The organism is Streptomyces sp. NPDC056948 (genome assembly GCF_042674225.1).
GTDB lineage: Bacteria > Actinomycetota > Actinomycetes > Streptomycetales > Streptomycetaceae > Streptomyces > Streptomyces purpurascens.
Window position 1 is genome coordinate 1 of record NZ_JBHUQX010000094.1, and the last position, 24,325, is coordinate 24,325.

19 protein-coding genes and 1 pseudogene are annotated in these 24,325 nt (G+C 72.6%); 12 read left to right on the plus strand and 8 right to left on the minus strand.

What is annotated here, in order from left to right; genetic code table 11:
* From ACFTZL_RS14765 to ACFTZL_RS14775, 3 genes and pseudogenes are all read right to left on the minus strand, one after another.
* Positions 1-286: pseudogene (locus ACFTZL_RS14765) on the minus strand (LytR family transcriptional regulator); the annotation flags it as partial.
* Positions 287-526: 240 nt separating this feature from the next.
* Positions 527-1,762 carry an LCP family protein gene (locus ACFTZL_RS14770; RefSeq protein WP_382581615.1) on the minus strand — a complete coding sequence of 412 codons (1,236 nt, stop codon included), beginning with the start codon at positions 1,760-1,762 and terminating at the stop codon, positions 527-529.
* A gap of 252 nt (positions 1,763-2,014) precedes the next feature.
* A complete protein-coding gene (locus ACFTZL_RS14775; protein WP_382581617.1) occupies positions 2,015-2,770 on the minus strand; it encodes a TIGR03089 family protein in 756 nt (251 codons plus the stop codon).
* Positions 2,771-2,920: 150 nt separating this feature from the next.
* Here ACFTZL_RS14775 and ACFTZL_RS14780 point away from each other — a divergent pair, with 150 nt between their 5' ends.
* Both ACFTZL_RS14780 and ACFTZL_RS14785 read left to right on the plus strand, forming a co-directional pair.
* Positions 2,921-4,375: a peptidoglycan recognition protein gene (locus ACFTZL_RS14780; protein ID WP_382581619.1), complete on the plus strand. Its 1,455-nt coding sequence runs from the start codon at positions 2,921-2,923 to the stop codon at positions 4,373-4,375.
* A 134-nt stretch (positions 4,376-4,509) separates the two neighbouring features.
* On the plus strand, positions 4,510-5,592 hold the full coding sequence (locus ACFTZL_RS14785; protein WP_382581621.1) for a sugar phosphate nucleotidyltransferase: 1,083 nt from the start codon (positions 4,510-4,512) through the stop codon (positions 5,590-5,592).
* Positions 5,593-5,716: 124 nt separating this feature from the next.
* Here the strand turns inward: ACFTZL_RS14785 and ACFTZL_RS14790 are convergent, their stop codons facing one another.
* The 4 genes from ACFTZL_RS14790 to ACFTZL_RS14805 form a co-directional block, all read right to left on the minus strand.
* On the minus strand, positions 5,717-6,718 hold the full coding sequence (locus ACFTZL_RS14790; protein ID WP_382581623.1) for a DNA-3-methyladenine glycosylase family protein: 1,002 nt from the start codon (positions 6,716-6,718) through the stop codon (positions 5,717-5,719).
* Positions 6,719-6,808: 90 nt separating this feature from the next.
* Positions 6,809-8,140 (minus strand): coenzyme F420-0:L-glutamate ligase, encoded by a 1,332-nt coding sequence (locus tag ACFTZL_RS14795; RefSeq protein WP_382581624.1) that lies wholly within the window; start codon positions 8,138-8,140, stop codon positions 6,809-6,811.
* Entirely contained in the window at positions 8,137-9,096 is a 960-nt protein-coding gene (gene cofD / locus ACFTZL_RS14800; RefSeq protein ID WP_382581625.1) for a 2-phospho-L-lactate transferase, read from the minus strand. Before cofD ends, ACFTZL_RS14795 begins: the two co-directional genes overlap by 4 nt.
* A 91-nt stretch (positions 9,097-9,187) precedes the next feature.
* Positions 9,188-9,697 (minus strand): cysteine dioxygenase, encoded by a 510-nt coding sequence (locus ACFTZL_RS14805; protein WP_382581627.1) that lies wholly within the window; start codon positions 9,695-9,697, stop codon positions 9,188-9,190.
* Between the two features lie 661 nt (positions 9,698-10,358).
* Between ACFTZL_RS14805 and ACFTZL_RS14810 the strand changes: the two genes are divergently transcribed.
* The 3 genes from ACFTZL_RS14810 to ACFTZL_RS14820 all read left to right on the plus strand — a co-directional run bounded on the left by ACFTZL_RS14810 (position 10,359) and on the right by ACFTZL_RS14820 (position 15,999).
* Complete coding sequence (locus ACFTZL_RS14810; protein ID WP_003990679.1) at positions 10,359-10,622, plus strand: WhiB family transcriptional regulator; 264 nt, start codon at positions 10,359-10,361, stop codon at positions 10,620-10,622.
* 161 nt (positions 10,623-10,783) lie between these two features.
* Positions 10,784-14,476 carry a glycosyltransferase gene (locus ACFTZL_RS14815; RefSeq protein ID WP_382581629.1) on the plus strand — a complete coding sequence of 1,231 codons (3,693 nt, stop codon included), beginning with the start codon at positions 10,784-10,786 and terminating at the stop codon, positions 14,474-14,476.
* Positions 14,473-15,999: a DUF5719 family protein gene (locus ACFTZL_RS14820; RefSeq protein WP_382581631.1), complete on the plus strand. Its 1,527-nt coding sequence runs from the start codon at positions 14,473-14,475 to the stop codon at positions 15,997-15,999. The genes ACFTZL_RS14815 and ACFTZL_RS14820 overlap by 4 nt, the downstream gene beginning before the upstream one ends.
* Positions 16,000-16,039: 40 nt before the next feature.
* Here the strand turns inward: ACFTZL_RS14820 and ACFTZL_RS14825 are convergent, their stop codons facing one another.
* The gene (locus tag ACFTZL_RS14825; protein WP_382581633.1) at positions 16,040-16,495 is read right to left on the minus strand and encodes a metallopeptidase family protein; all 456 of its coding nucleotides are present in this window, start codon (positions 16,493-16,495) and stop codon (positions 16,040-16,042) included.
* Between the two features lie 294 nt (positions 16,496-16,789).
* On the opposite strand from ACFTZL_RS14825, the gene ACFTZL_RS14830 reads away from it, so the two are divergent.
* The 7 genes from ACFTZL_RS14830 (at position 16,790) to ACFTZL_RS14860 (ending at position 24,312) form a co-directional block, all read left to right on the plus strand.
* Complete coding sequence (locus ACFTZL_RS14830; RefSeq protein ID WP_189726709.1) at positions 16,790-17,212, plus strand: DUF3499 domain-containing protein; 423 nt, start codon at positions 16,790-16,792, stop codon at positions 17,210-17,212.
* Between the two features lie 120 nt (positions 17,213-17,332).
* Positions 17,333-18,949 carry an L-lactate permease gene (locus ACFTZL_RS14835; RefSeq protein ID WP_382581635.1) on the plus strand — a complete coding sequence of 539 codons (1,617 nt, stop codon included), beginning with the start codon at positions 17,333-17,335 and terminating at the stop codon, positions 18,947-18,949.
* A gap of 114 nt (positions 18,950-19,063) precedes the next feature.
* Entirely contained in the window at positions 19,064-20,428 is a 1,365-nt protein-coding gene (locus ACFTZL_RS14840) for a phosphomannomutase/phosphoglucomutase (protein WP_382581637.1), read from the plus strand.
* A gap of 101 nt (positions 20,429-20,529) precedes the next feature.
* Entirely contained in the window at positions 20,530-20,700 is a 171-nt protein-coding gene (locus ACFTZL_RS14845) for a Trm112 family protein (protein ID WP_184598287.1), read from the plus strand.
* Positions 20,701-20,817: 117 nt separating this feature from the next.
* On the plus strand, positions 20,818-21,945 hold the full coding sequence (locus ACFTZL_RS14850; protein WP_382581639.1) for an SIS domain-containing protein: 1,128 nt from the start codon (positions 20,818-20,820) through the stop codon (positions 21,943-21,945).
* A 90-nt stretch (positions 21,946-22,035) separates the two neighbouring features.
* Positions 22,036-23,187, plus strand: coding sequence for a mannose-6-phosphate isomerase, class I (gene manA, locus ACFTZL_RS14855; protein ID WP_382581640.1), 1,152 nt, complete (start codon positions 22,036-22,038; stop codon positions 23,185-23,187).
* A 144-nt stretch (positions 23,188-23,331) separates the two neighbouring features.
* Complete coding sequence (locus tag ACFTZL_RS14860; protein ID WP_382581642.1) at positions 23,332-24,312, plus strand: cation diffusion facilitator family transporter; 981 nt, start codon at positions 23,332-23,334, stop codon at positions 24,310-24,312.
* The last annotated feature ends 13 nt before the right edge of the window (positions 24,313-24,325 follow it).

Here is a 24,325-nt window from a genome sequence, read left to right on the forward strand (position 1 = left end):
GCGGTTCCTCCGGCGCCGGAGCCCCGCGCCGCCTGCGCGGCGGCGGGACCGCACGGCCGTGCGTCTCGGGCCGCGGGCGGCCGGGCGCCTCGGTACGGCCGAGCGGCTGCGTGGTGCCGAGTGCCGACGGGTCCGTAGCGGAGGCCGGTGGTTTGCGGGGCCCCGGGACACCCGACTGCGGTGCGGAAGGGGGCAGTCGCATTTCGTATTCGCCGGTGTTCGGGTTGAGCACCCACTGGTCTGCGGGATCGATGTCGTCCGCCCGCCCACGGCCTTGCGCGTCCACGGTTGTCTGATTCCTCCGTCGGGGCACGCGGCGCCTACCCCTCCAAGGCGCTCGGTCTCGGTCACACAGTGCGCGTTCTCAGGACCGTCCTCAGAGCCGGGCGCACCGGGGCCGCTCACACTAACCGCCCAGTTCAGCGTCGAGCGACGACGGTGACGAAGTCCACGTCCCTACACCTGGGCAATTCGCCCATTTTCCGGCTGAAGAGCGCGTTACCTTGAGGCGGCCTTGGTGTCCGCTTTACTCGCAGGTGTCCTCGGCTGCCGTGTTTCCACGGAACGTGGGTGGAGGAGAAACCGTGACGGCGGATTTCGTGAACGGACCCGGATACGGATCCCCGTGCGACCCGTCACGCGAATCGGCAGGCCTCGGCGGGGCGGAACTTCCCGGTGCGTCCCCCGCGACCACCACCGGAGCGTCCGTCCGCAGCCGCTCGAACAGCCTGTCCGCCGCGGGCTCCACGAGTTGGTCGCGATTGGCGTCGTACGCATACGACTCCCGGGGGACGGTCAGAAATTGCACTTGTTCCATGGGGATGTCGCGCAGGCCGCGCACGAGTTCGTACAAACCGCGGAGGCTGGCGAGATCCGGGTCCGTTGTGAGAGAGGACGTGGCGGCGTCCAGCACGGGATAGAGCTTCACCGGATTCAGCAGGACGTCATTGCTGCGCACCTTGTTGACGAGTGCGCCGAGGAATCGTTGCTGCCGTTCCATCCGCTCCGTGTCGCTGCCGTCGCCCAGGGTCTTACGGGCGCGGACGTAGCCGAGGGCCTGCTCGCCGTTGAGCGTCACGCGGCCCGCGGGCAGCCTCAGCTTGGCGGCCCGGTCGTCGACCGGCTCCCGCAGGCACACCTCGACGCCGTCGACCGCGTCGACCATCTCCTTGAAGCCGTGGAAGTCGACGACGACGTGGTGATCGACGCGGACGTCGGTGAGCTTCTCGACGGTCCGGATGGTGCAGGCCGAACCGCCGAGCTGGAAGGCCTGGTTGAACATCGCGAACCGCGGCGCGCTGCGGGACCCGTCCGGGCGCCGGCAGCCCGGCAGCTCCACCATCAGGTCGCGGGGCAGGGAGACGGCGGTGGCGCTGCTCCGGCCCGCGGACAGGTGCAGCAGGATCGTGGTGTCCGACCGTTCGGTCCCTGAGTCCCGGCCGTAGCGGGCGTTGTCGTCGCCCTCGCGCGAGTCCGAGCCGATCAGCAGGATGTTCCGCGCGTCCTTGACCAGCGAGGTGGGCCGCTCCTTCTCGTACCGTGAGAGCTCGGCTGCGGCGGCCTCGTCGGGCGTGATGTTCCCGCTGAGCTTCGCGTACACGGCCCATCCGGCCCCGGCGGCCGCCACGACGACGCCGGTGATCCCGAACGCCGTGTACCGCACCCACCGCCGCCGGCGCCGCCGCGCCAGCCCCCGCCCACCGGCCGAGGCCCCCGCACCCGGCCCAAGCCTCCGCAAGGACCCACCACCGGTGTCGGCCACGACAGGGACCACCCCTCACGACGTACGAACGTGCGCGCGCACTGCTCCTACGACTGTGGCGTGGATGGGGGGCGGGGGAGGGGTGGGGATGGGCCGAACGGGGGGCGCCGGCCGCCTAGCTGCGGGCAATCGCCGTCGAGCTGCGGGCATGCGTGCCGCCAGGGGCGGCACGGGTGGGCGCAGCGGCACCCCGCACCGCCGGGCTGCGGACCCACCCGCCCTCAGCGGAAACGCCCAGCACCAAGAAACGGCCTACCGGGCAAGCGCCGTAACCCGCTCACTCTCCACCCGCTTGTCCAGCACCTCGCCCCCCGCCAACACCAGGTTCCGGCACAGCACCACGGAACCCCCCGTGGCCAACGGCCCGTACAGCCCCGCGTTCAACCCTTCCCACGTGTCGTACGGCAACCCCGACAGGATCCGCGACCCGGGCCCGGTCAGCCCCAGCTCCGTCGCCCCAGCCCGGGCCCGCTCGACCACCTCGGCCCCGCTGAACTCCCGCCCCGCCACGATCAGCGCGGGCTCCTCCGGATCCACGGGCGCGTACGGCACGAACCGGTCCCCCTGCCCCGGCACCTCCACCGCGTAGTCGACGAACCCCTCGGGAGTCTGCGGAAACCGCCCCCCGAGCGGCCGCAGCGCCATCGCGATCCGCGCCCCGGAACACGCCCGGGCCGCTTCCAGCCCGTCCGGCCCGCTCACCACGACATCGGCGGCCCCGGCGTCCCCGGACACGTCCGCGACCACACCGACCGACGCACACGCGAGCAACCACACCGCCGTCTGCCAGTGCGCGGGCAGCAGCAGCGCGACCCGGTCCCCGGGCTCGACGGACAGCTCGTCCTGGAGCAGATTCGCGGTCTTGGCCACCCAATTGGCGAAGGTGGCCACGGACAGTTCGACGCGTTCGCCGGTGGCGTCGTCGTAGAAGGTCACCAGGGGGCGTCCCGGATCCGCGGCGAGCGCGGAACCCAGCAGGTCGGCGGGGGTGCGATCGGTGGCGTTCACCCGCGCAAGCGTACGCGGCGCACCGGCCTCCACCCAACGGCCCGGCCACCGCCCCGCCATGCGTTCACCACCGGTTCGGCCGAATCCATGCCGACAGTCCGTCAAATCCCAAATGGACAGACTTATAGGGTTATGCCAAAGATCAGGGGCATGCGTGGATTCCTTGCTTCCTCGATCGGTGTCACCTGTGCGGCCGCTCTGGCCCTTCCCCTCACCCCGCCCGCCCTCGCGGCGACGGCGAGACCGGTGCCGACCACCGAGGCCGCCACGGCCGCGAGACCCGCGCCCCACGCGGGGACGCCGGAACCGGCCATGACCGCCCGGCGCGGGGCCGAACCGTACGCCTCCGGCAGCACCCAGTCCCTCCCCCTCGAACCCCTCACCCGCAACCGAGCCACCCCCTCCGCGTCGGCCTCGGCCGCCGCCGAACAGGGCCTGTCCCGCCGTGCCGTACGCCGCTTCTCCCTCGTCGGCGTCATCTGGGACGACCCCCATGCCGAACTGCACGGCCGCGTCCATGTCCGCACCCGCGCCGCCGGCACCGGCACCTGGTCGGGCTGGCAGGACGTGGAGACGCACAACGCCGACCACGCGGCCGACCTGGGCACCCCCGAGAGCACCTCGGGCCGCGTACGCGGCGCCACGGCACCGCTGTGGGTGGGCGACTCCGACGGCGTGGAACTCCGGGTCCGTTCGGAGCTCAAGGGCACAGGCGGCCGCAGCATCGCGGTCGCCGCCCCCTCGCTCCCCTCCGGCCTCCGTCTGGAACTCGTAGACCCCGGCGAGGGCGACGAGGCACTCCCCGGCGGCCCCGTGGACAGCCCCCGCACCGGTGGCCTGAACACCGAGGCCTCCGCCGCGACCGACGCCTCCGCCGCCAACGCGGACCTCGCTCCCCTCGGCGCCACCGAGATCACGGCACTGAGCCGCGCGGCGACCGAGCGCGAGTTCTACACCCTCCGTGCCGGCGAGTCGGTGGACCGCAAGCGGGCGAGGCCGTACGTCGGCCCGCGCCCGCGTATCGTCACGCGTCGCGGCTGGGGCGCGAACGAGGGGCTGCGGGAGCGGAAATTCGTCTACACGAAGAAGGTCAAGGCCGCCTTCGTGCACCACACGGCCAGCGGCAACAAGTACAACTGCTCGCAGTCCCCGTCACTCATCCGCAGTATCTACCGCTACCACGTCAAGAGCATGGGCTGGCGGGACGTCGGCTACAACTTCCTCATCGACAAGTGCGGAAAGATCTACGAGGGCCGCGCGGGTGGCGTGGCGAGGCCGGTCCTCGGCGCGCACACCCTTGGTTTCAACAGCAACAGCATGGGCATCGCCGTCATCGGATCGTACGGAGCCAAGAAGCCGTCGTCCGCCGCCGTCAAGGCCATCGCCCGGGTCACGGCGTGGAAGCTGGGCCTGTACCGGATGAATCCGCGGGGCAAGACCTACCTGAAGTCGGCTGGCAGCAATCTCTACCGCAAAGGTAAGAAGGTACGACTGAACGTGATCTCCGGTCACCGAGACGGCTTCAAGACGGCCTGCCCGGGACGGAAGCTCTACGGCAAGCTCGGCTCGGCCCGCTCCAAGGCGGCCCGCTACCAGGGCCGCTGAGAACACGTTCACCGCCGTCGGGGGACAGGGGAGCGGAATGCCGCACGGCCAGCGAAGGCGCCACGGAACGGTCTGCATACACTGACCGGCCGAAAGACAGTTCGGCCGGTCCCGGCAGGAAGCAGAGACGACACGTGACAGAAGCGATCCTCCTGGTCGGCGGCAAGGGCACCCGGCTGCGCCCGCTCACGGTGCACACGCCCAAGCCCATGGTCCCGGCGGCCGGGGTGCCCTTCCTCACGCACCAGCTCGCGAGAGCGAGAGCGGCGGGCGTCGAGCACATCGTCCTGGCCACGTCCTATCTGGCCGAGGTCTTCGAGCCGTACTTCGGTGACGGGTCCGCACTGGGCCTGCACCTGGAGTACGTGACGGAGGAGGAGCCCCTCGGCACGGGCGGCGCCATCCGCAACGTCGCCTCCCGGCTGAACTCCGGCCCCGACGACCCGGTCCTGATCTTCAACGGCGACATCCTGACGGGCCTGGACATCCGGGCCCTGGTGGACACCCACGAGACGACGGGCGCGGACGTCTCCCTGCACCTCACGAAGGTCACGGACCCGCGTGCCTACGGCCTGGTCCCCACGGACGACACGGGCAGGGTCCTGGCGTTCCTGGAGAAGCCGCAGACCCCCGAGGAGATCGTCACCGACCAGATCAACGCGGGGGCGTACGTCTTCCGCCGCTCGGTCATCGACACGATCCCGCTGGGCCGGCCGGTGTCGGTGGAACGGGAGACCTTCCCCGACCTCCTCTCCGCCGGAGCCCACCTCCAGGGCATGGTCGACTCGACGTACTGGCTGGACCTCGGCACACCGGCGGCGTTCGTCCGGGGCTCGGCGGACCTGGTCCTCGGCCGGGCCCCGTCGCCCGCCGTTCCCGGCCGCTGCGGCGACCGCCTGGTGCTGCCGACGGCGACGGTCGCGGCCGACGCGAAGCTGTCGGGCGGCACGGTGGTGGGGGAGGGCGCCTTCGTCGCGGAGGGCGCGCGGATCTTCGGCAGCACGATCATGCCGGGCGCCGTGATCGAACCCGGCGCGGTCATCACCGACTCCCTCATAGGAGCCCGAGCCCGAGTCGGCGAACGCACCGTCCTCACCGGCTCGGTCATAGGCGACGGCGCGACCATCGGCCCCGACAACGAACTCCTGGAGGGCACCCGCATCTGGTGCGACACCCAAATCCCAGCAGGAGCGGTCCGCTTCTCGTCGGACCAGTAACTCAGCTGCGGGCAATCGTGCCGCTAAGGGCGGCACGGGTGGGCGCAGCGGCACCCCGCTCCGCCGGGCTGCGGACCCACCCGCCCCCAGCACCGACGCGGGGCACCACACAACGGGCAGCCCCTCACAGCTCCCCGATATCCCACCGAGGCATCTTCGGCGCCCTACGCCCCGGCACCCGCCCACTCAGCAGAACCAACCGAGCCGCCCGATGCCGCTGCCCCGCATACGGCTCCAACAACGACAGCATCACGGAGTCATCCGCATCCCGATCCCCACCCAACGCCCACCCCACGATCCGCGGCAGATGCAGATCCCCCACCGTCACCTCATCCGCCGCCCCATGACTGCGCTGCACCGTCTCCGCCGACGTCCACGGCCCGACCCCCGGCACGACCTCCAGCCGCGCCCGAGCCGCCCCCGGCTCCATCCCGGCCGCCTCCTCCAACCGCCCGGCCACCCGAACCGCACGCAGAATCGTCGACGCCCGCTTGTTGTCGACCCCGGCCCGATGCCACTCCCACGACGGAATCAACGCCCACTTCCGAGGCCCCGGCATCACATACATCGGCCCGGGCACGGGCCCCGGCGCCGGCTCCCCGAACTTCCGCACGAGCAACCGCCACGCCCGATACGCCTCATCGGTCGTGACCTTCTGCTCGAGAATCGACGGAATCAGCGACTCCAGCACCAGCCCGCTCCGCGTCAGCCGCAGCCCCGGCCGCCGATGCCGGGTCAACGCCACCAGCCGGTGCCGCGGCACGAACGCGGACGGATCATCCGCGGCCCCGAGCAGCTCCGGAAACCGCTCCAGCAGCCACTCGGCCCCGGGCCCCCAGGCCTCCCCGCGCACCCCACCGCCGGCCGCGCGCACCCGTAGCGTCCCGGGCCCGGCAGGGGTGAGAGCGGTCCGCCACACCGACCCGTCCGGTGTCGTCCGGAACGTCGGATCACCCGGCCCGCGCCGCAGCGGCCCGAGCACCAGACCGAGATCCAGCGGCCCGTCCGGCACCCAGTCGCGCACCCGCCCCGGCTTCGCCGCCTGCCGGGGCACGCTCCCGCCCACGGCGACATGCCCGCCGCGCACCGTTGTACGCGTGGGCCGGGGAGTGAACCGTCCTGCCATGAACAAGGCCCCTGAACGAAGTCGCCGGGATGACTGACCGGGATGGATGAGAGGAGCAGCCCTACGAGCGTAGACGCCGCCCCGCTCCACTCACCGCACCTCGATGAACGCCCCCGCGTCCCGCTCCGGCCGCGGTCGCGGTTCCTCCGCCGGATGCCCGACCGCCACCGCGCCCATCGGATCCCAGTCCGCCGGCAGCCCCAGTACCTCGCGCACCACGTCCCGGCAGAACATCGTCGACGACACCCATGCCGACCCCAGCCGCTCCCCGGCCAGCGCGACCAGGAGGTTCTGCACACCGGCGCCCGCGGCGACCACGAACATCTCCCGCTCCGCACCGTCCCGCCGCGGATCGCCGTAGGTGTGCGAGCCGTCCATGACCAGGCAGGGGACGACGAGGTACGGCGCCTTCCTCAGGATGTCCCCGCGCCGCACCCGCTTGGCGATGGACTCCTCCGTCTTGCCGTCCCGTCGCAGATCGGCGATCCAGGCGTCCCGCATGGCGTCGAGCAGCCGCGCCCGCGACTCCTCGGACTCCAGCAGCACGAACCGCCACGGTGTGGTGTGGTGCGGCGCGGGCGCCGTCACGGCCGCGGCCACGGCCCGCCGTACGGCACCGGGGTCGACGGGCTCGTCCGTGAAGGCCCGGACCGTACGCCGCTGGGTCACCGCCAGCCGTACCGCCTCCGACGTGCCGAGCCGGAACATGTCGTCGCGCGCGCCGCGCACCATGGCCCGCGCACCCTCTCCGCCGTCGTCCCCCACGACCACGTCCGGGAGCCCGCGTACGACGGCTACCGGCAGCCCGGCCGCCTTGCCCTTGACCAGGTCGCCCGCGGAGGCGAGTTCGTCGGCCGTGGCGACGACGGTGGCGCTGAGCGGATTGCCGTAGGCGTCGGTGCCCCCGCGCAGATCGTCGAGTACGCGCACTCCGGCCGCGCCGATCGCGACATCCGTGAGCCCCGCGCGCCAGGGCCGCCCGAACGTGTCGGTGACGACGACACCGACCTCGACACCGAGGGTGTCCCGCAGTCCGTCACGGATCGCGCGGGCGGACGCGTCCGGGTCCTCGGGCAGCAACAGCACGGTCCCGGAAGGGGTGTTGGATGCGTCGACCCCGGCCGCGGCCATGACGAGGCCCTGCCGGTTCTCGACGATCCGGAGGGCGCCGCGCCGGGCCACCACCCGTACCGTCTCCGCGTCGATGGCCGCCTCCCGGTCGGCCGCCTGGACGATCCGGCCCTCCGCCTTGGACACGATCTTCGACGTGACGAGCAGCACGTCCCCGTCGGCCAGACCGGGCTCGGCGGCCGCGATCAGCTTGGCCAGATCGTCCCCCGCCGCGACCTCGGGCAGCCCGGCCACGGCCCACACCCGGTACCCGTCGACGTCCCGCCGCAGGTCCGAGACCTCCTCGCTCAAGCTCCCCGCACCTCCTCCGCCAGCGTCAGCGCCTCCTGGGCCATCCGCGCGGTCGCGTCGGTGTCGGTCATCATCAGCGGCACGGCCCGGCAGCGCACCCCGGCCGTCTCGACCTGCCCCACCACGCCCGCGTCCACCGTGTCCACGAGCCAGCCGTCCAGCAGGCCCGAGCCGTAGTGCTCGGCCACCGCCGCCGCGGTCGACTCGACGCCCACGGCGGCCAGCACCTTGTCGGCCATGCCCCGCACGGGCGCGTCGCCGACGATGGGGGACAGGCCGATCACCGGCACTCCGGCGTCGGCGATCGCCTCCCGGACGCCGGGCACGGCGAGGATCGTGCCGATCGACACGACCGGGTTGGACGGCGGGAAGAGGATCACGTCCGCCTCGGCGATGGCCTCCAGGACACCCGGAGCGGGCTTCGCCTGGTCGGCGCCCACCGGCACGATCGCCTCGGCGGGTACCGAGGCGCGCAGCCGCACCCAGTACTCCTGGAAGTGGATCGCCTTGCGCTCACCGTCGATCTCGACCGCCACGTGGGTCTCGACGCGGTCGTCGGACATCGGGATCAGCCGCACGCCCGGCTTCCAGCGCTCGCACAGCGCCTCCGTCACCGCGCTCAGCGGGTACCCGGCGCCGATCATCTGCGTCCGCACGATGTGCGTGGCGAAGTCCCGGTCGCCCAGGCCGAACCACTCGGGCCCGACGCCGTACGCCGCGAGCTCCTCCTTGAGATGGAAGGTCTCCTCGGCACGACCCCAGCCCTGCTCCTCGTTGATGCCGCCGCCGAGCGTGTACATCACCGTGTCGAGGTCCGGGCAGACCTTCAGCCCGAAGAGGTGGATGTCGTCCCCGGTGTTGCCGATGACCGTGATGTCCGCGTCCGGCACGGCCCGCTTCAGACCACGCAGGAACCGGGCACCACCGATGCCGCCTGCCAGAACCACAATGCGCATTGAAGCAGTGTGTCAGCCGCCAGGCTGACTCGTTGAGGGGTGGTGGTCGGGTGACGGGTGGGACAGTCTTGCAGGCCCTTACGACAACCGGTCAGGCGGTGAGGGCGCCCGGCTCTGTACGGGCCGCCTCGCAGTGCGGGGCGGTGTGCATCGGCATCTGCGTCAGCCCCGGGTAGTAGACGTGCAGACTCACCGCCGACTCGAGTGCGTCATTCACGACCTCGTGTACATACCCCGGCGCGAACACGCGCTGCGCGCCCGCTCGCAACGCGCGCGTGCCCCGCTCCGTGCGCTCCGTCAGCGTGCCGTCCAGCACGGTCAGCACACCGGAGGAGCGGCCGTGGTCGTGCAGCCCGCTGCCCTGCCCGGGCACCCAGGACAGCAGCCACACCTCGTAGCCCGGGCCGGTGCGCAGCCGGTGGTACCAGCGGCTGGCCGCGTCGTAGCGGACGAGGTGCTCCCACTGGGAGCGGTCGGCGGCGATGGAGCGGGCGAGTCCGACGAACTCGGCGACGGTGGCCGGGTGCTCGCGCTCCACCTGGAGCAGGTGCGGGACTTCGAGGATGTCGCCGGCGATCTGGAGGTCGCTGTCGCTGTTCATGGGGTGCGTGGTTCCTCAGTGAAAGTGGGTCAGAGGGAACAAGGGCCGAGGGACTGGTGGCTCGGCCTTCAGCTGGAGCGGGTGTGGCTCAACAGCTGGAACAGCGACAGCTACAGCGAGCGCGGGCAGCACCGTGGGACCCGGCGGTGCGGGTCGAGGCGAGTGCCAAGTTCGCGAGCATGCCCACTAGGACACCGGGTCACACCTCCCAGTGTCAACTCGGCACCCGGTATGTGGGACGAGGTTCACCTCATCCGGTCGTTCACTCAGATGAAAGGTTTGTTCATGGCCCGGCCGGGACACATGGCGTCCACCGGGCGCACAAACCTCGTTGCGCACTCGTGATCAGACTGTGATCAGATTCGCTTTGACGTGAGTGCCGGAACGAGATCGAACTCCTGGGCGTCCTCCTCCGTACAGGTCCGTACGGGGCCCGGCTGACAGTGGGGCCTCTCGCGGGCTCCGTCTGCGCGTCAAGCTTTATGCCGATTTGAACACTTTCCGCACGGCCTTGGTTCCGCAGAGTGAATAAGGGGCTCAATAGCAGATCTCGGCTTGACTCGCCCGGAGCAGCACACTTGTAATTTCACTCGTGTCGTTCAGCCGCAATCGGTAACGGCTACATCACGGGGACGCGGAAAAGAACAGACGAGGGGCGCACATGACCGAGCTGGTGCAGCAACTGCTGGTCGACGACGCGGACGAGGAACTCGGCTGGCAGGAGCGCGCGCTGTGCGCCCAGACCGACCCCGAGTCCTTCTTCCCCGAGAAGGGCGGCTCGACCCGGGAGGCCAAGAAGGTCTGTCTCTCCTGCGAGGTCCGCTCCGAGTGCCTCGAGTACGCCCTCGCCAACGACGAGCGCTTCGGTATCTGGGGCGGCCTGTCCGAGCGGGAGCGCCGCCGGCTGAAGAAGGCCGCGGTCTGACCGGACCCTGGTTCGTGAACGGCCCGTCGCCGGTGGGTTATCCACAGGCGGCGGGCCGCCTTGCTGCCAGCCGATAGTGTGGGCGCTCGTCCGAGACGCCCCGCGGCCCCCGCCGGTCGCAGGTGTCCACCGCAGTCCACCGAACCGGGGCCCGTACCTCGATGTCCGTGCACAGCCACTCGGCAGCTCATCACGACAGCGCTGCCTCAGCCGTGTTTGACCCGGCCCACCCACCCGAGTTCCCGCGTCATGTGGTGACCGCGGTCCTCGTCTCCCACGACGGCGCCCGCTGGCTGCCCGACGCGCTCGCCGGGCTGCTCGGCCAGGAGCGCCCCGTCCAGTACGCGATGGGGGCCGACACCGGCAGCGCGGACGCCTCCGCCCGGCTGGTCACCGACGCGCTCGGCGCCGACCGGGTCCTGCACCTCGCCCGCCGTACCGGCTTCGGCCAGGCCGTCGAGGAGTGCGGCCGCAGCGCCCCGGTCCTCACCCCGGACGAACTGCCGTACCTGAAGCGACCCAGCGGCTGGGACCCGGTCACGCGCTCGTGGCGGGACGACGCCTACGACATGCCCGAGCTCCCGCACGGCGAGCCGGTGCAGTGGCTGTGGCTGCTGCACGACGACTGCGCCCCGGAGCCCGACGCCCTGGCCCAGCTCCTGCGCGTCGTGGACAACGAGTACGAGCTGGGCCGCGACGACGTGGCCGTCGTGGGCCCCAAGCTCCGCGGCTGGTACGACCGGCGGCAGCTTTTGGAGGTCGGCGTCTCCATCGCCAACTCCGGCCGCCGCTGGACCGGCCTGGACCGCCGCGAGCAGGACCAGGGGCAGCACGACCACGTCCGGACCGTGCTGTCGGTGTCCACCGCCGGCATGCTCGTCCGCCGCGACATCTTCGAGCGGCTCGGCGGCTTCGACCGGCACCTGCCCCTCATGCGCGACGACCTCGACCTGTGCTGGCGCGCGCACGCCGCGGGCCACCGTGTGCTGATCGCCCCGGAAGCCGTCGTCCGGCACGCCGAGGCGGCCTCCCGGGAGCGCCGCGCCGTCGACTGCGTGGGCCGCACCTCCGCCTCCCCGCACAAGGTCGACAAGGCCGGCGCCGTCTACAGCCTGCTCGTCAACACACGTACGGCCGTGCTTCCCTGGGTGCTGCTGCGCGTGGTGCTCGGCACCCTGCTGCGGACCGTCGCCTACCTCGTCGGCAAGGTCCCCGGACAGGCCGTCGACGAGATCCGCGGCCTCATGGGCACCCTGCTGCGGCCCGAGCGGATCCTCGCCGGGCGGCGCGGCAGAGGCACCCCCCAGGTCGACAAGGACGAGCTGCGGCCGCTGTTCCCGCCGCCCGGCGCGACGGTCCGCATGACCGTCGAGCAGGTCGCGGGCAACCTCGTCGGCAGCTCCGACCCCGAGATCGCCTCCGGTGCCGGACGGCACGGCGGTGCCGTCGAGTCGGGCCCCGGCGGCGACGACGCGGACTTCCTGCAGATCGAGCAGTTCGCCCGGCTCAAGCGCATCGCGCGCAAGCCCGGCCCGGTGCTCTTCCTCGTCCTGCTGCTCGTCTCCCTGCTCGCCTGCCGCGAACTCCTCGGCGGCGGCGCGCTCGCGGGCGGCGCCCTGCTGCCCGCCCCGGCCGACTCCTCCGCACTGTGGGCGCGCTACCTGGACGCCTGGCACTCCGTCGGCGCCGGCGGCACCTCCTCCGCGCCGCCGTACATCGCGCTCGTGGCGATGCTGGCGTCCCTGCTGTTCGGCTCGACCGGCCTCGCCGTCACCGTCCTGCTCGTCTGCTCGGTGCCGCTGGCCGGAGTCGCCGCCTACTTCGCCTCCCGCCCGCTGGTCGAGTCCCGGCTGCTGCGCGCGTGGGCGGCCGTCGTCTACGCCTTCCTGCCCGCCGCCACCGGCGCCCTCGCCGGCGGCCGCCTCGGCACCGCCGTCCTGGCCGTGCTGCTGCCGCTAATCGCGCGCGCGGGCATCGCGGCCAGCGGCCTGGCGAACCCCACGGGCGCGCGGGGCAGTTGGCGCGCCACCTGGGCGTACGCACTGCTGCTGACCATCGCCACCGCGTTCACCCCCATCGTGTGGCCCGTCGCGCTGCTCCTCGGGGTGGGGCTGCTGGCCGTGCGCCGGACGGACATCACGGCGTACGGGACGCGGTTCCTCGCCCAGCTCGGCACGCCCCTGCTGGTCCTCGCGCCCTGGTCGCTGTCGCTGCTCCCGTTCGGCTTCTTCCAGCAGGCCGGCCTGGAGTACGGAGCCGGCTCCGCCTCCGCCCTCGACCTGCTCGGCGCCAGCCCGGGCGGCCCCGGCACCGTCAGCGGCCTCATGCTCATCGGCATCGTGCTGGCCGCGCTCGCCGCCCTGCTGCGCTCGGAACGCCAGTCGGGCATCCGGACGGCCTGGGCGGTCGCCCTGGTGGGCTTCGTCCTCGCGGCCCTGTCCAACAGCTCCACCTGGGCCGGCCCCGCGACCCTCGTCTACGGCATCGCCCTCCTGGCGGCCGCCGCGCTCGGCGCCGACGGGGCACGCGCGCGCGTGGCCGAGCAGAGCTTCGGCTGGCGCCAGCCGGTCGCCGTGCTGATCGCCTTCGCCTCGGCCGCGGGCCCGCTGCTCGTCGCCGCCGGCTGGATGATCCGCGGCGCCGACGGGCCCCTGGAACGGCGCGACCCGACACAGGTCCCCGCGTTCGTCGCCGAGGAGAGCGGCAGCCGCGACCAGGCGCGCACCCTCGTGCTCGACAGCGAGTCCGGCGCCCACGTCGGCTACATGCTCGTGCGCGGCTCCGGCGCCCGCCTCGGTGACGGCGAGGTCGCCGCGGCCGACGGCGAGAACAGCAGGCTCGACAAGGTCGTCGCCAACCTCGTCGCCGGCTCCGGCGCCGACCAGGCCGACCAGCTCGGCGGCTTCGCCGTGCGCTATGTCCTCGTCCACCAGGGCGCGCCCCGCGAGGTCACCCGCGTCCTGGACGCCACGCCCGGCCTGACCCGGCTCAGCCAGCAGAGCGGCGGCGCGCTGTGGCGCATCGACCGGCAGGTCGCGCGCGCCGCCATCGTCCCCGCCTCCGGATCCGGCACCCCGCAGCCCGTCGCCGCCGGGCCCGTCGACATCCACACCACGATCCCGACCGGCGCCGACGGGCGCGTGCTGCGCCTCGCCGACACGGCCGCCGACGGCTGGACCGCCACGCTGGACGGTAAGCCGCTGACCCGCACCACGGTCGACGGCTGGGCCCAGGGCTTCGAACTCCCCGCCACCGGCGGCACGCTGGACGTCACCTACGACGACCCGATCGGCCACACCGTGTGGCTGTGGACGCAGGGTCTGCTCGCCGTCGTCCTCGTGGTGCTCGCCCTGCCCGGCCGGCGCCGCGACGTCGACGACGACATGCCCGAGGAGCCGGTCGTCCCGGCCCAGGCGGTCGCCGGCGAGGGCCGTCGCGCCCGCCGCCTGCGCGCCCAGGCCGAGGCCGAGGCCGAGACAGAAGGAGCGGCCGGTCCCGGGGAGTTCCCGCCCCCGCAGCCCGAGCAGCCCCCGGCGGCCGTGCCGCAGCAGCAGAACTACGGCCAGTGGGATGCGGCGGGATACCCGGGCGGCGAGTACGCGGGCTACGGCGACCAGTACCAGGCCACCCCGTACCCGGCGGACGCCTACGGCGGGCAGTACCAGGCGGATCCGTACCAGGGCGGCCAGTACGACCCGTACGCGTACGGCGGCTCGCCCCAGGCACCGCCGTACGACCAGGCCGGCTACGACCAGGCCTACAACCAGGGCTACGGCACGCCGTACGACCCGGACCAAGAGCAGCACAACCCCCACGGCACGGGCAGTGAGCGTCCCGACGGGAGCCAGCAGTGAACCGCACCACCCTGTCCTTGATCGCCGGAGTGACCGCGCTCGCCGCCGTCACCGGATTCGCCGCGCTGTCCGCCCCGGACGCCCCGGGCGCGGACGCCACCGCCGAGGCGGCCGCCCAACTGCCCGTGGAGCGCACGAGCCTGCTGTGCCCGGCGCCCAGCACGTCCGACCTCGCCGAGACGTCCTACACGTCCTTCACGCCCGTCACGAAGGGCACGGAAAGCGGCGGCAAGGCCGAACTCCAGGCGGCGGCCGAGGCATCGGCGGACGGCTCGGCCGCGGGCGGCGACAAGGGCAAGGACGCCGGGAAGTCCGGCAAGGACAAGGCCGAGAAGCCCGTGCTGACCCCCAAGGAGCCCGGCAAGCCGGTCACCGGGGACAGCTCGGGTTCCGACGCGCCCGCGCTCGTCGGAACCGCCGACGGCAGGTTCGCGCCCGGCTGGACCGTCCAGGAGACCACGGAGGTCGCCGCCGGGACCGGGCGCGGCCTTCAGGGCGTCAACTGCGCGGCTCCGGACACGAGTTTCTGGTTCCCGGGCGCCAGCACGGCGACCGACCGCACCGACTACGTCCACCTGACGAACCCCGACGACTCGGCCGCCGTGGTCGACGTCGAGCTCTACGGCAAGGACGGCACCCTTCAGTCCACGGTGGGGGAGGGCATCACCGTCCAGCCGCATGCCAGCGAGCCGGTCCTGCTGTCCACCCTCACGGACGAGGAGCAGACCAACCTCACCGTGCACGTCAACGTCCGCAGCGGACGCGTCGGCGCCTCCGTCCAGGCCCTGGACGACAAGCTCGGCGGCGACTGGCTGGCCGCGTCCACGGACCCGTCGGGCAGCCTGGTCCTGCCCGGCATCCCCAAGGACGCCACCTCCGTGCGCCTGGTCGCCTTCACCCCCGGCGACGCCGACGCGGACCTGAAGGTGCGCCTCGCCTCCCCCTCCGGGCTGATCACCCCGGCCGGGCACGAGACGGTGCACGTCAAGGGCGGCATGACGACCGCCGTCGACCTCGGCGACGTCACACGCGGCGAGGCGGGCTCCCTGGTACTGACGCCGACGGACCAGTCCGTGCCGGTCGTGGCGGCCCTGCGGGTCGTACGGGGCAAGGGCGACAAGCAGGAGACGGCGTTCATCCCGGCCACCCGCCCCGTCGGCACGCGCGCGACGTCCGCGGACAACAGCGCCAAGGGCAGCACCCTGTCCCTGACCGCCCCCGGCCGTGCCGCCACGGTCAAGGTCACCGCCTCGGCGGGCAGCGAGGGCGGCACCCCGGTGTCGAAGACGTACACGATCAAGGCCGGCACGACCCAGGACATCGAGCCCCCGGCCCCGGGCGGCCTCAAGGGCACCTACGCCCTCACGGTCGAGCGGGTCTCCGGCGGCCCGGTCTACGGCGCCCGCACCCTGGCGGCGAACGAGAGCGGCGTGCCCGCCTTCACCGTGCAGACACTCCCCGACGACCGGGGGACGGTGGCGGTACCGGAGGCGGACGAGGACCTGTCGGTGCTGCAGAAGTAACAGGCCCGGGGAGGGGACGTACGGGTCGGCCCCGTGGGTCTCAGCCCTGGTCCTCGCCGTACCGCGGATCCACCGTCTCCGGCGTCAGCCCCAGCAGCTCGGCGACCTGCTCGACGACGACCTCGTGCACCAGCGCCGCCCGCTCGTCGCGCCCCTTGGTGCGGATCTCGACCGGCCGCCGGTAGACGACCACGCGGGCGGGGTGCCCCTCGCGCGCGCTGATCGTGCCGCCGAGCGGAACCGCCTCGTCGTTCCAGGCCTCGCCGGGCCCGTCGAGCCGCGGCACCTCCAGGACCAGGAAATCGATGTCGGCGAGCTGCGGCCACCGCCGCTCCAGACGCTCCACGGAGTCCTGCACCAGATCCGCGAACGCCTCCGCGCGGCTCGCGGCGAGCGGCACCTGCGGCGGTGCGATCGGGCCGCGCATGCCCCGGCCGTGGCGATCACGACGGCGGGGCCCGGGGGCGGCGGCACGGGGCGTTACGGGCTTGTCCATCACCGCTGAAGGGTAGTCCCCGCCACGCGCGCGTGCCCGGCACCGCGCGGCGGCACGGACGCCTTCCGGCCGACCCGCACGGCATGTCGTTACATGACCATTCCAGCCAAGGTTGGGCTTGATTCCGTATCCCGCCGAGACCGGCGACGTCACGGCAATTGAGGGTTTTGTGACGACTCTTGATCGCTTGCGGGATCGTCCGGCATCCTGAACGCGGGCGTCCGGGCAGGTCAGCCGGGTGGGCCGGAAGGGGCATGTGGGGCGTTTCACAACACGACACGGTGGAGTGACCTGATGGAGAGTCGTCGCGGCCCGCTCAAGAGTGCGGTACCGTCCAACATCGTGAGCCCTGTACGTCGCTGTTCGCGCACCGCCTGCGGCCGTCCCGCCGTCGCGACGCTGACGTACGTCTACGCCGACTCGACCGCGGTCCTCGGCCCGCTCGCCACCTACGCCGAACCCCACTGCTACGACCTGTGCGCCGAGCACTCCGAGCGCCTCACCGCCCCGCGCGGCTGGGAGGTCGTCCGGCTCCTCGACGGCTCGGCCCCGGCCCGCCCGAGCGGTGACGACCTGGAAGCCCTTGCCAACGCCGTGCGAGAGGCGGCCCGCCCCCAGGAGCGGGCGGCCGGGGCCGGTGGCGGAGGGCGTGCGGCCGACCCGATGGAGGTCGCGCGGCGGGGTCATCTGCGGGTCCTGCGGTCCCCCGACAACTGAGCGCCCCGTTCGGCTGCTGTCTCGCGCACACCCATTGACGCGAGCTTGGCGCGGACATGACCATTCCGTTTGAGGATGCGAGAAATCGCTTTCGCATGACGGAAACCGGGGAGGCGCCCGTTGTACGTCCAGGAACTGGAACCCGTCGCCGGCTCACTGGGCGTGTCCGCCCTCGTGGCCGCCCTGCCCCTCGTGATCGTCCTGGTCCTGCTCGGCGGCGTCCGCCTGAAAGCGCACCTGGCAGGCCTGACCGGCCTCCTCGCCGCCGTGCTCGTCGCCTGGCTCGCGTACGGCATGCCCCTCGGCCAGACCCTCTCCAGCGCCGCCCAGGGCGCCGTCTTCGGCCTCTTCCCCATCCTGTGGATCGTCGTCAACGCCCTGTGGGTCTACCGGATGACCGTCCGCACCCGGCACTTCGACATCCTGCGCCGGTCCTTCGGGCGGCTCTCCGACGACCCGCGCATCCAGGCACTCGTCATCGCCTTCTGCTTCGGGGCGCTGCTGGAGGCACTCGCCGGATTCGGGGCGCCCGTCGCGATCAGCGCGGTCATGCTGGTCGCCCTCGGCTTCGAACCGGTGCGCGCCGCCGTCGTCGCCCTGGTCGCCAACACCGCGCCCGTGGCCTTCGGCGCGATGGGCACACCGGTCGTCACGCTCGCCCAGGTCACCGGACTGCCGCTGGACTCCGTGGCGTCCGTGGTGGGCCGTCAGACGCCGCTGCTGGCCCTCGTGGTGCCCCTGGTGCTGGTCTGGCTCGTGGACGGCCGGCGGGGGCTGCGCGAGACCTGGGTGCCCGCCCTGGCGTGCGGAGTCGCCTTCGCCGTCGCCCAGTTCGCCGCCTCCAACTACGTCTCCGCCCAACTCGCCGACATCGGCGCCGCCCTGGCCGGCGCCGGCGCCCTGGTCGCCGTACCGCACGCGCGCGTGCCCGCCGCCGAGGCCGTACGCGCCTCCGTGCTGACCGGCGCCCGCAGCGAGGAACTCGACGAGGAGGACCCGCCCCGCGAGATCCTGCGCGCCTACGCCCCCTACGCGCTGATCGTCGTGATCTTCTCCGTCGCGCAGATACCGGCTCTCAAGGACTGGCTCGCCAAGACCACCCAGACCTACGACTGGCCCTTCCTGAACGTGGCGGGGCCGGACGGCGACCCGGTCAGCGGCAACGTCTTCACCTGGCCGATCGTGTCGACCGGCGGGACGCTGGTGCTCCTCGCCGGCATCTGCACGGCCGCCGTCATCGGGGTGAACGCGCGCGTGGCGGTCAAGGAGTGGCTCGCGACCGTTCACGAGCTGCGCTTCGCGATCCTGACCGTGACCTCCGTACTGGGGCTCGCCTACGTCATGAACCTCTCCGGCCAGGCGGCGACGATCGGCCACTTCGTCGCGGCGGCCGGAGCCGGACTGGCGTTCCTCTCACCCGTCCTCGGCTGGTTCGGAGTCGCCGTGACCGGATCCGACACCTCGGCCAACGCCCTCTTCGGCGCCCTCCAGGTGACCGCCGCCCGCGAGTCGGGACTCTCCCCCGACCTGCTGGCCGCCGCCAACAGCTCCGGCGGTGTCCTCGGCAAGATGATCTCCCCGCAGAACCTCACCATCGCCTGCGCGGCCGTCGGACTGGCGGGCCGGGAGGGCGACTTGCTGCGCAAGGTACTGCCGTGGAGCCTGGGCCTGCTGCTGGTCATGTGCCTGATCGTGGTCGGCCAGAGCACGCCGGTCCTGGGCTGGATGCTGCCCTGACCTGAGACGACGCCCGGGCGCCCACCCGGCGTCCACCCGGCCTCCGCCCAGCGCGCTGTCAGTGGGGGCGGGTAGTTTGGGCCGACCGACAGTACTTTTTCAGGAAGGTTGGCCGTGGCTGCTGATCTGTCGCAGGTCGTGAAGGCGTACGACGTACGCGGGGTCGTCCCGGACCAGTGGGACGAGTCCCTGGCCGAGCTCTTCGGGGCGGCCTTCGTCCGGGTCACCGGTGCGAGCGCCATCGCGACCGGGCACGACATGCGGCCCTCCTCGCCGGGCCTGTCGCGCGCCTTCGCGCGCGGGGCCGCCGCGCAGGGCGCCGACGTGACGGAGATCGGCCTGTGCTCGACGGACCAGCTGTACTACGCCTCGGGCGCGCTGGACCTGCCGGGCGCCATGTTCACCGCCTCCCACAACCCGGCGCAGTACAACGGCATCAAGATGTGCCGCGCGGGCGCAGCCCCGGTCGGCCAGGACACCGGCCTCGCGGAGATCCGCGAACTCGTCGAGGGCTGGAGCGAGTCGGGCGCCCCGGAGCCGACCGCGAAGACGGGAACGATCACCGGCCGCGACACGTTGTCGGACTACGCGGCGCACCTGCTCTCGCTGGTCGACCTGGCCTCCGTCCGCCCCCTGAAGGCCGTCGTCGACGCGGGCAACGGCATGGGCGGCCACACGGTCCCCGAGGTCTTCGCCGGCCTGCCGGTGACCCTGGTCCCGATGTACTTCGAGCTCGACGGCACCTTCCCCAACCACGAGGCCAACCCCCTCGACCCGGCCAACCTCGTCGACCTGCGGAAGCGGGTCCGCGAAGAGGGCGCCGACCTGGGTCTCGCCTTCGACGGCGACGCCGACCGCTGCTTCGTCGTCGACGAGCGCGGCGAGCCGGTCTCCCCGTCCGCCATCACCGCGCTGGTCGCCTCCCGCGAACTGGCCAGGCACGGCGGCAAGGGCATGATCATCCACAACCTGATCACGTCCTGGTCGGTCCCCGAGGTCGTCAAGGAGAACGGCGGCACCCCGGTCCGCACCCGCGTCGGCCACTCCTTCATCAAGGCGGAGATGGCCCGGTCGGGCGCGATCTTCGGCGGCGAGCACTCCGCGCACTACTACTTCCGCGACTTCTGGAACGCCGACACGGGCATGCTGGCCGCCCTCCACGTCCTGGCGGCCCTGGGCGGCCAGGCAGGCCCGCTCTCCGCCCTAGTCGCCCAGTACGACCGCTACGCGGGCTCCGGCGAGATCAACTCCACGGTCACCGACCAGGCGGCCCGCCTCGCCGCGATCCGCTCCGCGTACGAGACCCGCGAGGGCATCGAACTGGACGACCTCGACGGCCTCACGGTCTCCGCCGCCGACTGGTGGTTCAACGTCCGCCCGTCCAACACGGAGCCGCTGCTGCGCCTGAACGCGGAAGCGAGGGACCCGGAGACGATGGCCCGGGTGAGGGACGAGGCACTGGCGATCATCAGGGGCTGACGGGACCGCGAGCTCAGCTTCTTCCCCCTCCGCCCCACCCTCACCGGCGGTACCCTGACCAGGCACATCCGCAGCACTCCGACCCCTGGAAGAGAAGCCATATGCCCCTCGAATCCGGCCTCCTGGACATCCTCGCCTGCCCGGCCTGCCACGCCCCCCTCAAGGAGCAGGACACCGAACTGATCTGCACCGATCAGAGCTGTGCCCTGGCCTACCCCGTCCGCGACGGCATCCCCGTCCTCCTGGTCGACGAGGCCCGCCGCCCCGCGTAGGACACGCGGGCGGACACACCCACGTGAGCCCCCGGTGCACATAGCCCACGGCACAACGGGCACCGAGGCAGGACGACACCCCTATAACGGACCCCGGCGATCGGAGGCTGCCGCCCCATGCTCGACGAATCGCTGCTCGACTCCCCTGAGGGCCTCGCGGAGGCCGACCACCGCAACCTGCTCCGCGGCGCCGCGGAAGCCGGCGCGCGCGTCCGCACGGCCGCCCGCCACGCCGCCGAGGCAGGCATCAACGACCTCAAGCCCGACGGCCGCCCCCGCGGCGTCCTCATCGCCGGCCCGGGCGCCGCCGCCACCCACGCGGCCGACCTCCTCGGCACGCTCGCCGGCGCCGGCAGCCCGGTCACGCGCCTGGCCCCCACCGGCGTCGCCCCCGCCGCGGGCGCCCTGCGCTGGGAACTGCCCGGCTGGGTCGGCTCCGTGGACCTCCTCCTGATCACCACCCCGGACGGGACCGAGCCGGGCCTGTCCCTCCTCGCCGAGCAGGCCTACCGCCGTGGCTGCACCGTCGTCGCCGTGGCGCCCAGCAGGTCCCCGCTCGCCGACGCCGTACACGGCTCGCACGGCCTGTTCGTCCCCATGGCGACCGCCCCGTACGACCAGGACGAGCCCTTCGCCGCGTCCGCTCCCGGCGTCCTGTGGGCCCTGCTCACCCCGCTCCTCGCGCTCCTGGACCGCGCGGGCGTGCTCACCGCCCCGCCGGAGGCCCTCGGCAAGGTCGCCGACCGCCTCGACCGCATCGCCGAACGCTGCGGCCCGGCCATCGCGACGTACAGCAACGCCGCCAAGACCCTGGCCTCCGAACTCGCCGACGCGCTCCCCCTCGTCTGGACCGAGGGCGTCTCGGCCGGACCGGCGGGCCGCCGCTTCGCCGCCGCCCTCGCCGAACTGTCCGGCACCCCCGCCGTCGTCGCCGAACTGCCCGAGGCCCTCGCCGCGCACAGCGCCCTGCTCGCGGGCCCGCTGGCCGCCAGCGCCGACCCCGACGACTTCTTCCGCGACCGCGTCGAGGAAGCACCCGCCCTCCACGCGCGCGTGGTGCTGCTCCGCGACCGCCCCATCGGCGGCCTCACCGCCGCCCCGGGCGCCCGCGACCTGGCCCTCAGCCACGACACCCCGATCAGCGAACTGGAACCGGAGGCGGGCGACGAGCTGGAGACCCTCGCCGAACTGATCGCCATCACGGATTTCGCCGCCGTTTACCTGGCGCTCGCTTCGAGGGCCTGATCATGCCCGGGACACCCTGACGCCCACGCGGCAGCCGCCCGGGAGCAGCAGGCGTACGTACGCACTCACAGGACACGCGGAGAGATCCCCATGGACCGCCTCGACAACACCATCCGCCCCTACGCCTGGGGTTCCCCGACCGCCATCCCGAACCTGCTCGGCGTCGAACCGACCGGCGAGCCGCAGGCGGAGATGTGGATGGGGGCCCACCCGGGCGCACCCTCGCGCACCGGCCGGGGCACGCTCGTCGAGGTCGTCGACGCCGGACCCGAGAAGGAACTCGGACCGGCCGCCGTCGCCAAGTTCGGCCCCCGCCTGCCCTTCCTCCTCAAGATCCTCGCCGCCGGCGCCCCGCTCTCCCTCCAGGTCCACCCCGACCTGGCGCAGGCGAAGGAGGGCTACGCGGACGAGGAGCGCCGCTCCATCCCCGTGGACGCCCCGCACCGCAACTACAAGGACGCCAACCACAAGCCCGAACTGATCTGCGCGCTCACCGAGTTCGCCGGCCTGTGCGGCTTCCGCGACCCGCTCGAGGCCGCCGGCCTGCTCGACGACCTCGGTGTCGACTCCCTCAAGCCGTACGTCGACCTGCTGCACGCCCACCCCGAGGACGCGGCCCTGTGCGAGGTCCTCACAGCGATCCTCACGGCCGACCCCGACGAGATGTCCCGGACGGTCGAGGAAGCGGCCGCCGCCTGCGACCGCCTCGGCGGCGCCTACGCCCCCTACGCCGACATCGCCCATCACTACCCGGGCGACCCCGGCGTCATCGCCGCGATGCTGCTCAACCACGTCCGGCTCCAGCCCGGCGAGGCCCTCTACCTCGGCGCCGGCGTCCCGCACGCCTACCTCGACGGCCTCGGCGTGGAGATCATGGCCAACTCCGACAACGTCCTGCGCTGCGGCCTCACCCCCAAGCACGTAGACGTCCCCGAACTCCTGCGCATCGTCCACTTCCGCGCCGGCGACCCCGGCGTCCTGCGCCCCGAGGCCTCCCCGGACGGCGAGGAGGTCTACGAGACCCCGATCGACGAGTTCCGCCTCTCCCGCTACGTCCTGCCCGAGGCCGGCGCCACCCACGACCTCACCCGCCCGACCCCGCAGATCCTGCTCTGCACGGCCGGCTCCGTCCGGGCGGGCGAGCACGACCTGACCCCGGGCCGGTCCGTCTTCGTCCCGGCCGGCGAAAAGGCCGAAGTGTCCGGAACCGGCACGCTCTTCCGGGCCACGGTCATCGCCTGACCTCCCTACGACGGTGACCTGGCGCGCTGCTGCCGGAGCGGGCTGCAACAATGGCCCACCGTCAAGCACGGGCAAAGCCATGGGCGACGCACCAAGGCGAGCGCCCGGGCCCTGAAACGGCGTACGAAGGGACAACGCGAACATATGAGCGCGTCAGGCGGCACCAAGGCGATCGTGGCGGCACTGGCCGCCAACCTCGCGATCGCGGTAGCGAAGTTCGTGGCGTTCCTCTTCAGCGGCTCGTCCTCGATGCTCGCCGAGTCCGTGCACTCGCTCGCCGACTCCGGCAACCAGGCACTCCTCCTCCTCGGCGGCAAAAAGGCGAAGCGCGAGGCTACCCCGCAACACCCCTTCGGCTACGGCCGCGAGCGCTACATCTACGCCTTCCTCGTCTCGATCGTCCTCTTCTCGGTCGGCGGCATGTTCGCCCTCTACGAGGGCTACGAGAAGATCAAGCACCCGCACGAGCTGACGCACTGGTACTGGCCGGTCGGCGTCCTGGTCTTCGCGATCATCGCCGAGTCCTTCTCCTTCCGCACCGCCATCAAGGAGTCCAACGTCCTGCGCGGGCGCCGCTCCTGGACGGAGTTCGTCCGCCACGCCAAGGCCCCCGAGCTCCCGGTCGTCCTCCTGGAAGACCTCGGCGCCCTCGTCGGCCTCGTCCTCGCGCTCGGTGGCGTCGGCCTCGCCCTGCTCACCGGCGACAGCGTCTGGGACGGCGTCGGCACCCTCTGCATCGGCATCCTGCTCATCCTGATCGCCCTGGTCCTCGCCGCAGAGACCAAGTCCCTGCTGCTCGGCGAGTCCGCCGGTGTCGAGGAGACACAGAAGATCGAGACCGCCCTCGTCGACGGCGACACGGTCACCCGCATCATCCACATGCGCACGCTCCACCTCGGCCCCGAGGAACTCCTCGTCGCCGCCAAGATCGCCGTCCGCCACGAGGAGACGGCCACCGAGATCGCCGCCGCGATCAACGCCGCCGAGTCCCGCATCCGCGAGGCCGTCCCGATCGCCCGCGTGATCTACCTCGAGCCGGACATCTACAGCGAGACCGAAGCCGCCAAGGGCGCCGACCCGGAGGCGACGCCCGGGGGACCGACGCCGAGCGACGCCGGACACTGACGTCCCGCAGAAG

Excerpts from the sequence above, each read along its gene's own strand:
- ACFTZL_RS14780 (WP_382581619.1), top strand. The coding sequence starts at position 2,921 with ATGCGTGGATTCCTTGCTTCCTCGATCGGTGTCACCTGTGCGGCCGCT.
- ACFTZL_RS14790 (WP_382581623.1), bottom strand. The coding sequence starts at position 6,718 with ATGGCAGGACGGTTCACTCCCCGGCCCACGCGTACAACGGTGCGCGGC.
- cofD (WP_382581625.1), bottom strand. The coding sequence starts at position 9,096 with ATGCGCATTGTGGTTCTGGCAGGCGGCATCGGTGGTGCCCGGTTCCTG.
- ACFTZL_RS14805 (WP_382581627.1), bottom strand. The coding sequence starts at position 9,697 with ATGAACAGCGACAGCGACCTCCAGATCGCCGGCGACATCCTCGAAGTC.
- ACFTZL_RS14810 (WP_003990679.1), top strand. The coding sequence starts at position 10,359 with ATGACCGAGCTGGTGCAGCAACTGCTGGTCGACGACGCGGACGAGGAA.
- ACFTZL_RS14815 (WP_382581629.1), top strand. The coding sequence starts at position 10,784 with ATGTCCGTGCACAGCCACTCGGCAGCTCATCACGACAGCGCTGCCTCA.
- ACFTZL_RS14825 (WP_382581633.1), bottom strand. The coding sequence starts at position 16,495 with ATGGACAAGCCCGTAACGCCCCGTGCCGCCGCCCCCGGGCCCCGCCGT.
- ACFTZL_RS14830 (WP_189726709.1), top strand. The coding sequence starts at position 16,790 with ATGGAGAGTCGTCGCGGCCCGCTCAAGAGTGCGGTACCGTCCAACATC.
- ACFTZL_RS14845 (WP_184598287.1), top strand. The coding sequence starts at position 20,530 with ATGCCCCTCGAATCCGGCCTCCTGGACATCCTCGCCTGCCCGGCCTGC.
- ACFTZL_RS14850 (WP_382581639.1), top strand. The coding sequence starts at position 20,818 with ATGCTCGACGAATCGCTGCTCGACTCCCCTGAGGGCCTCGCGGAGGCC.
- manA (WP_382581640.1), top strand. The coding sequence starts at position 22,036 with ATGGACCGCCTCGACAACACCATCCGCCCCTACGCCTGGGGTTCCCCG.
- ACFTZL_RS14860 (WP_382581642.1), top strand. The coding sequence starts at position 23,332 with ATGAGCGCGTCAGGCGGCACCAAGGCGATCGTGGCGGCACTGGCCGCC.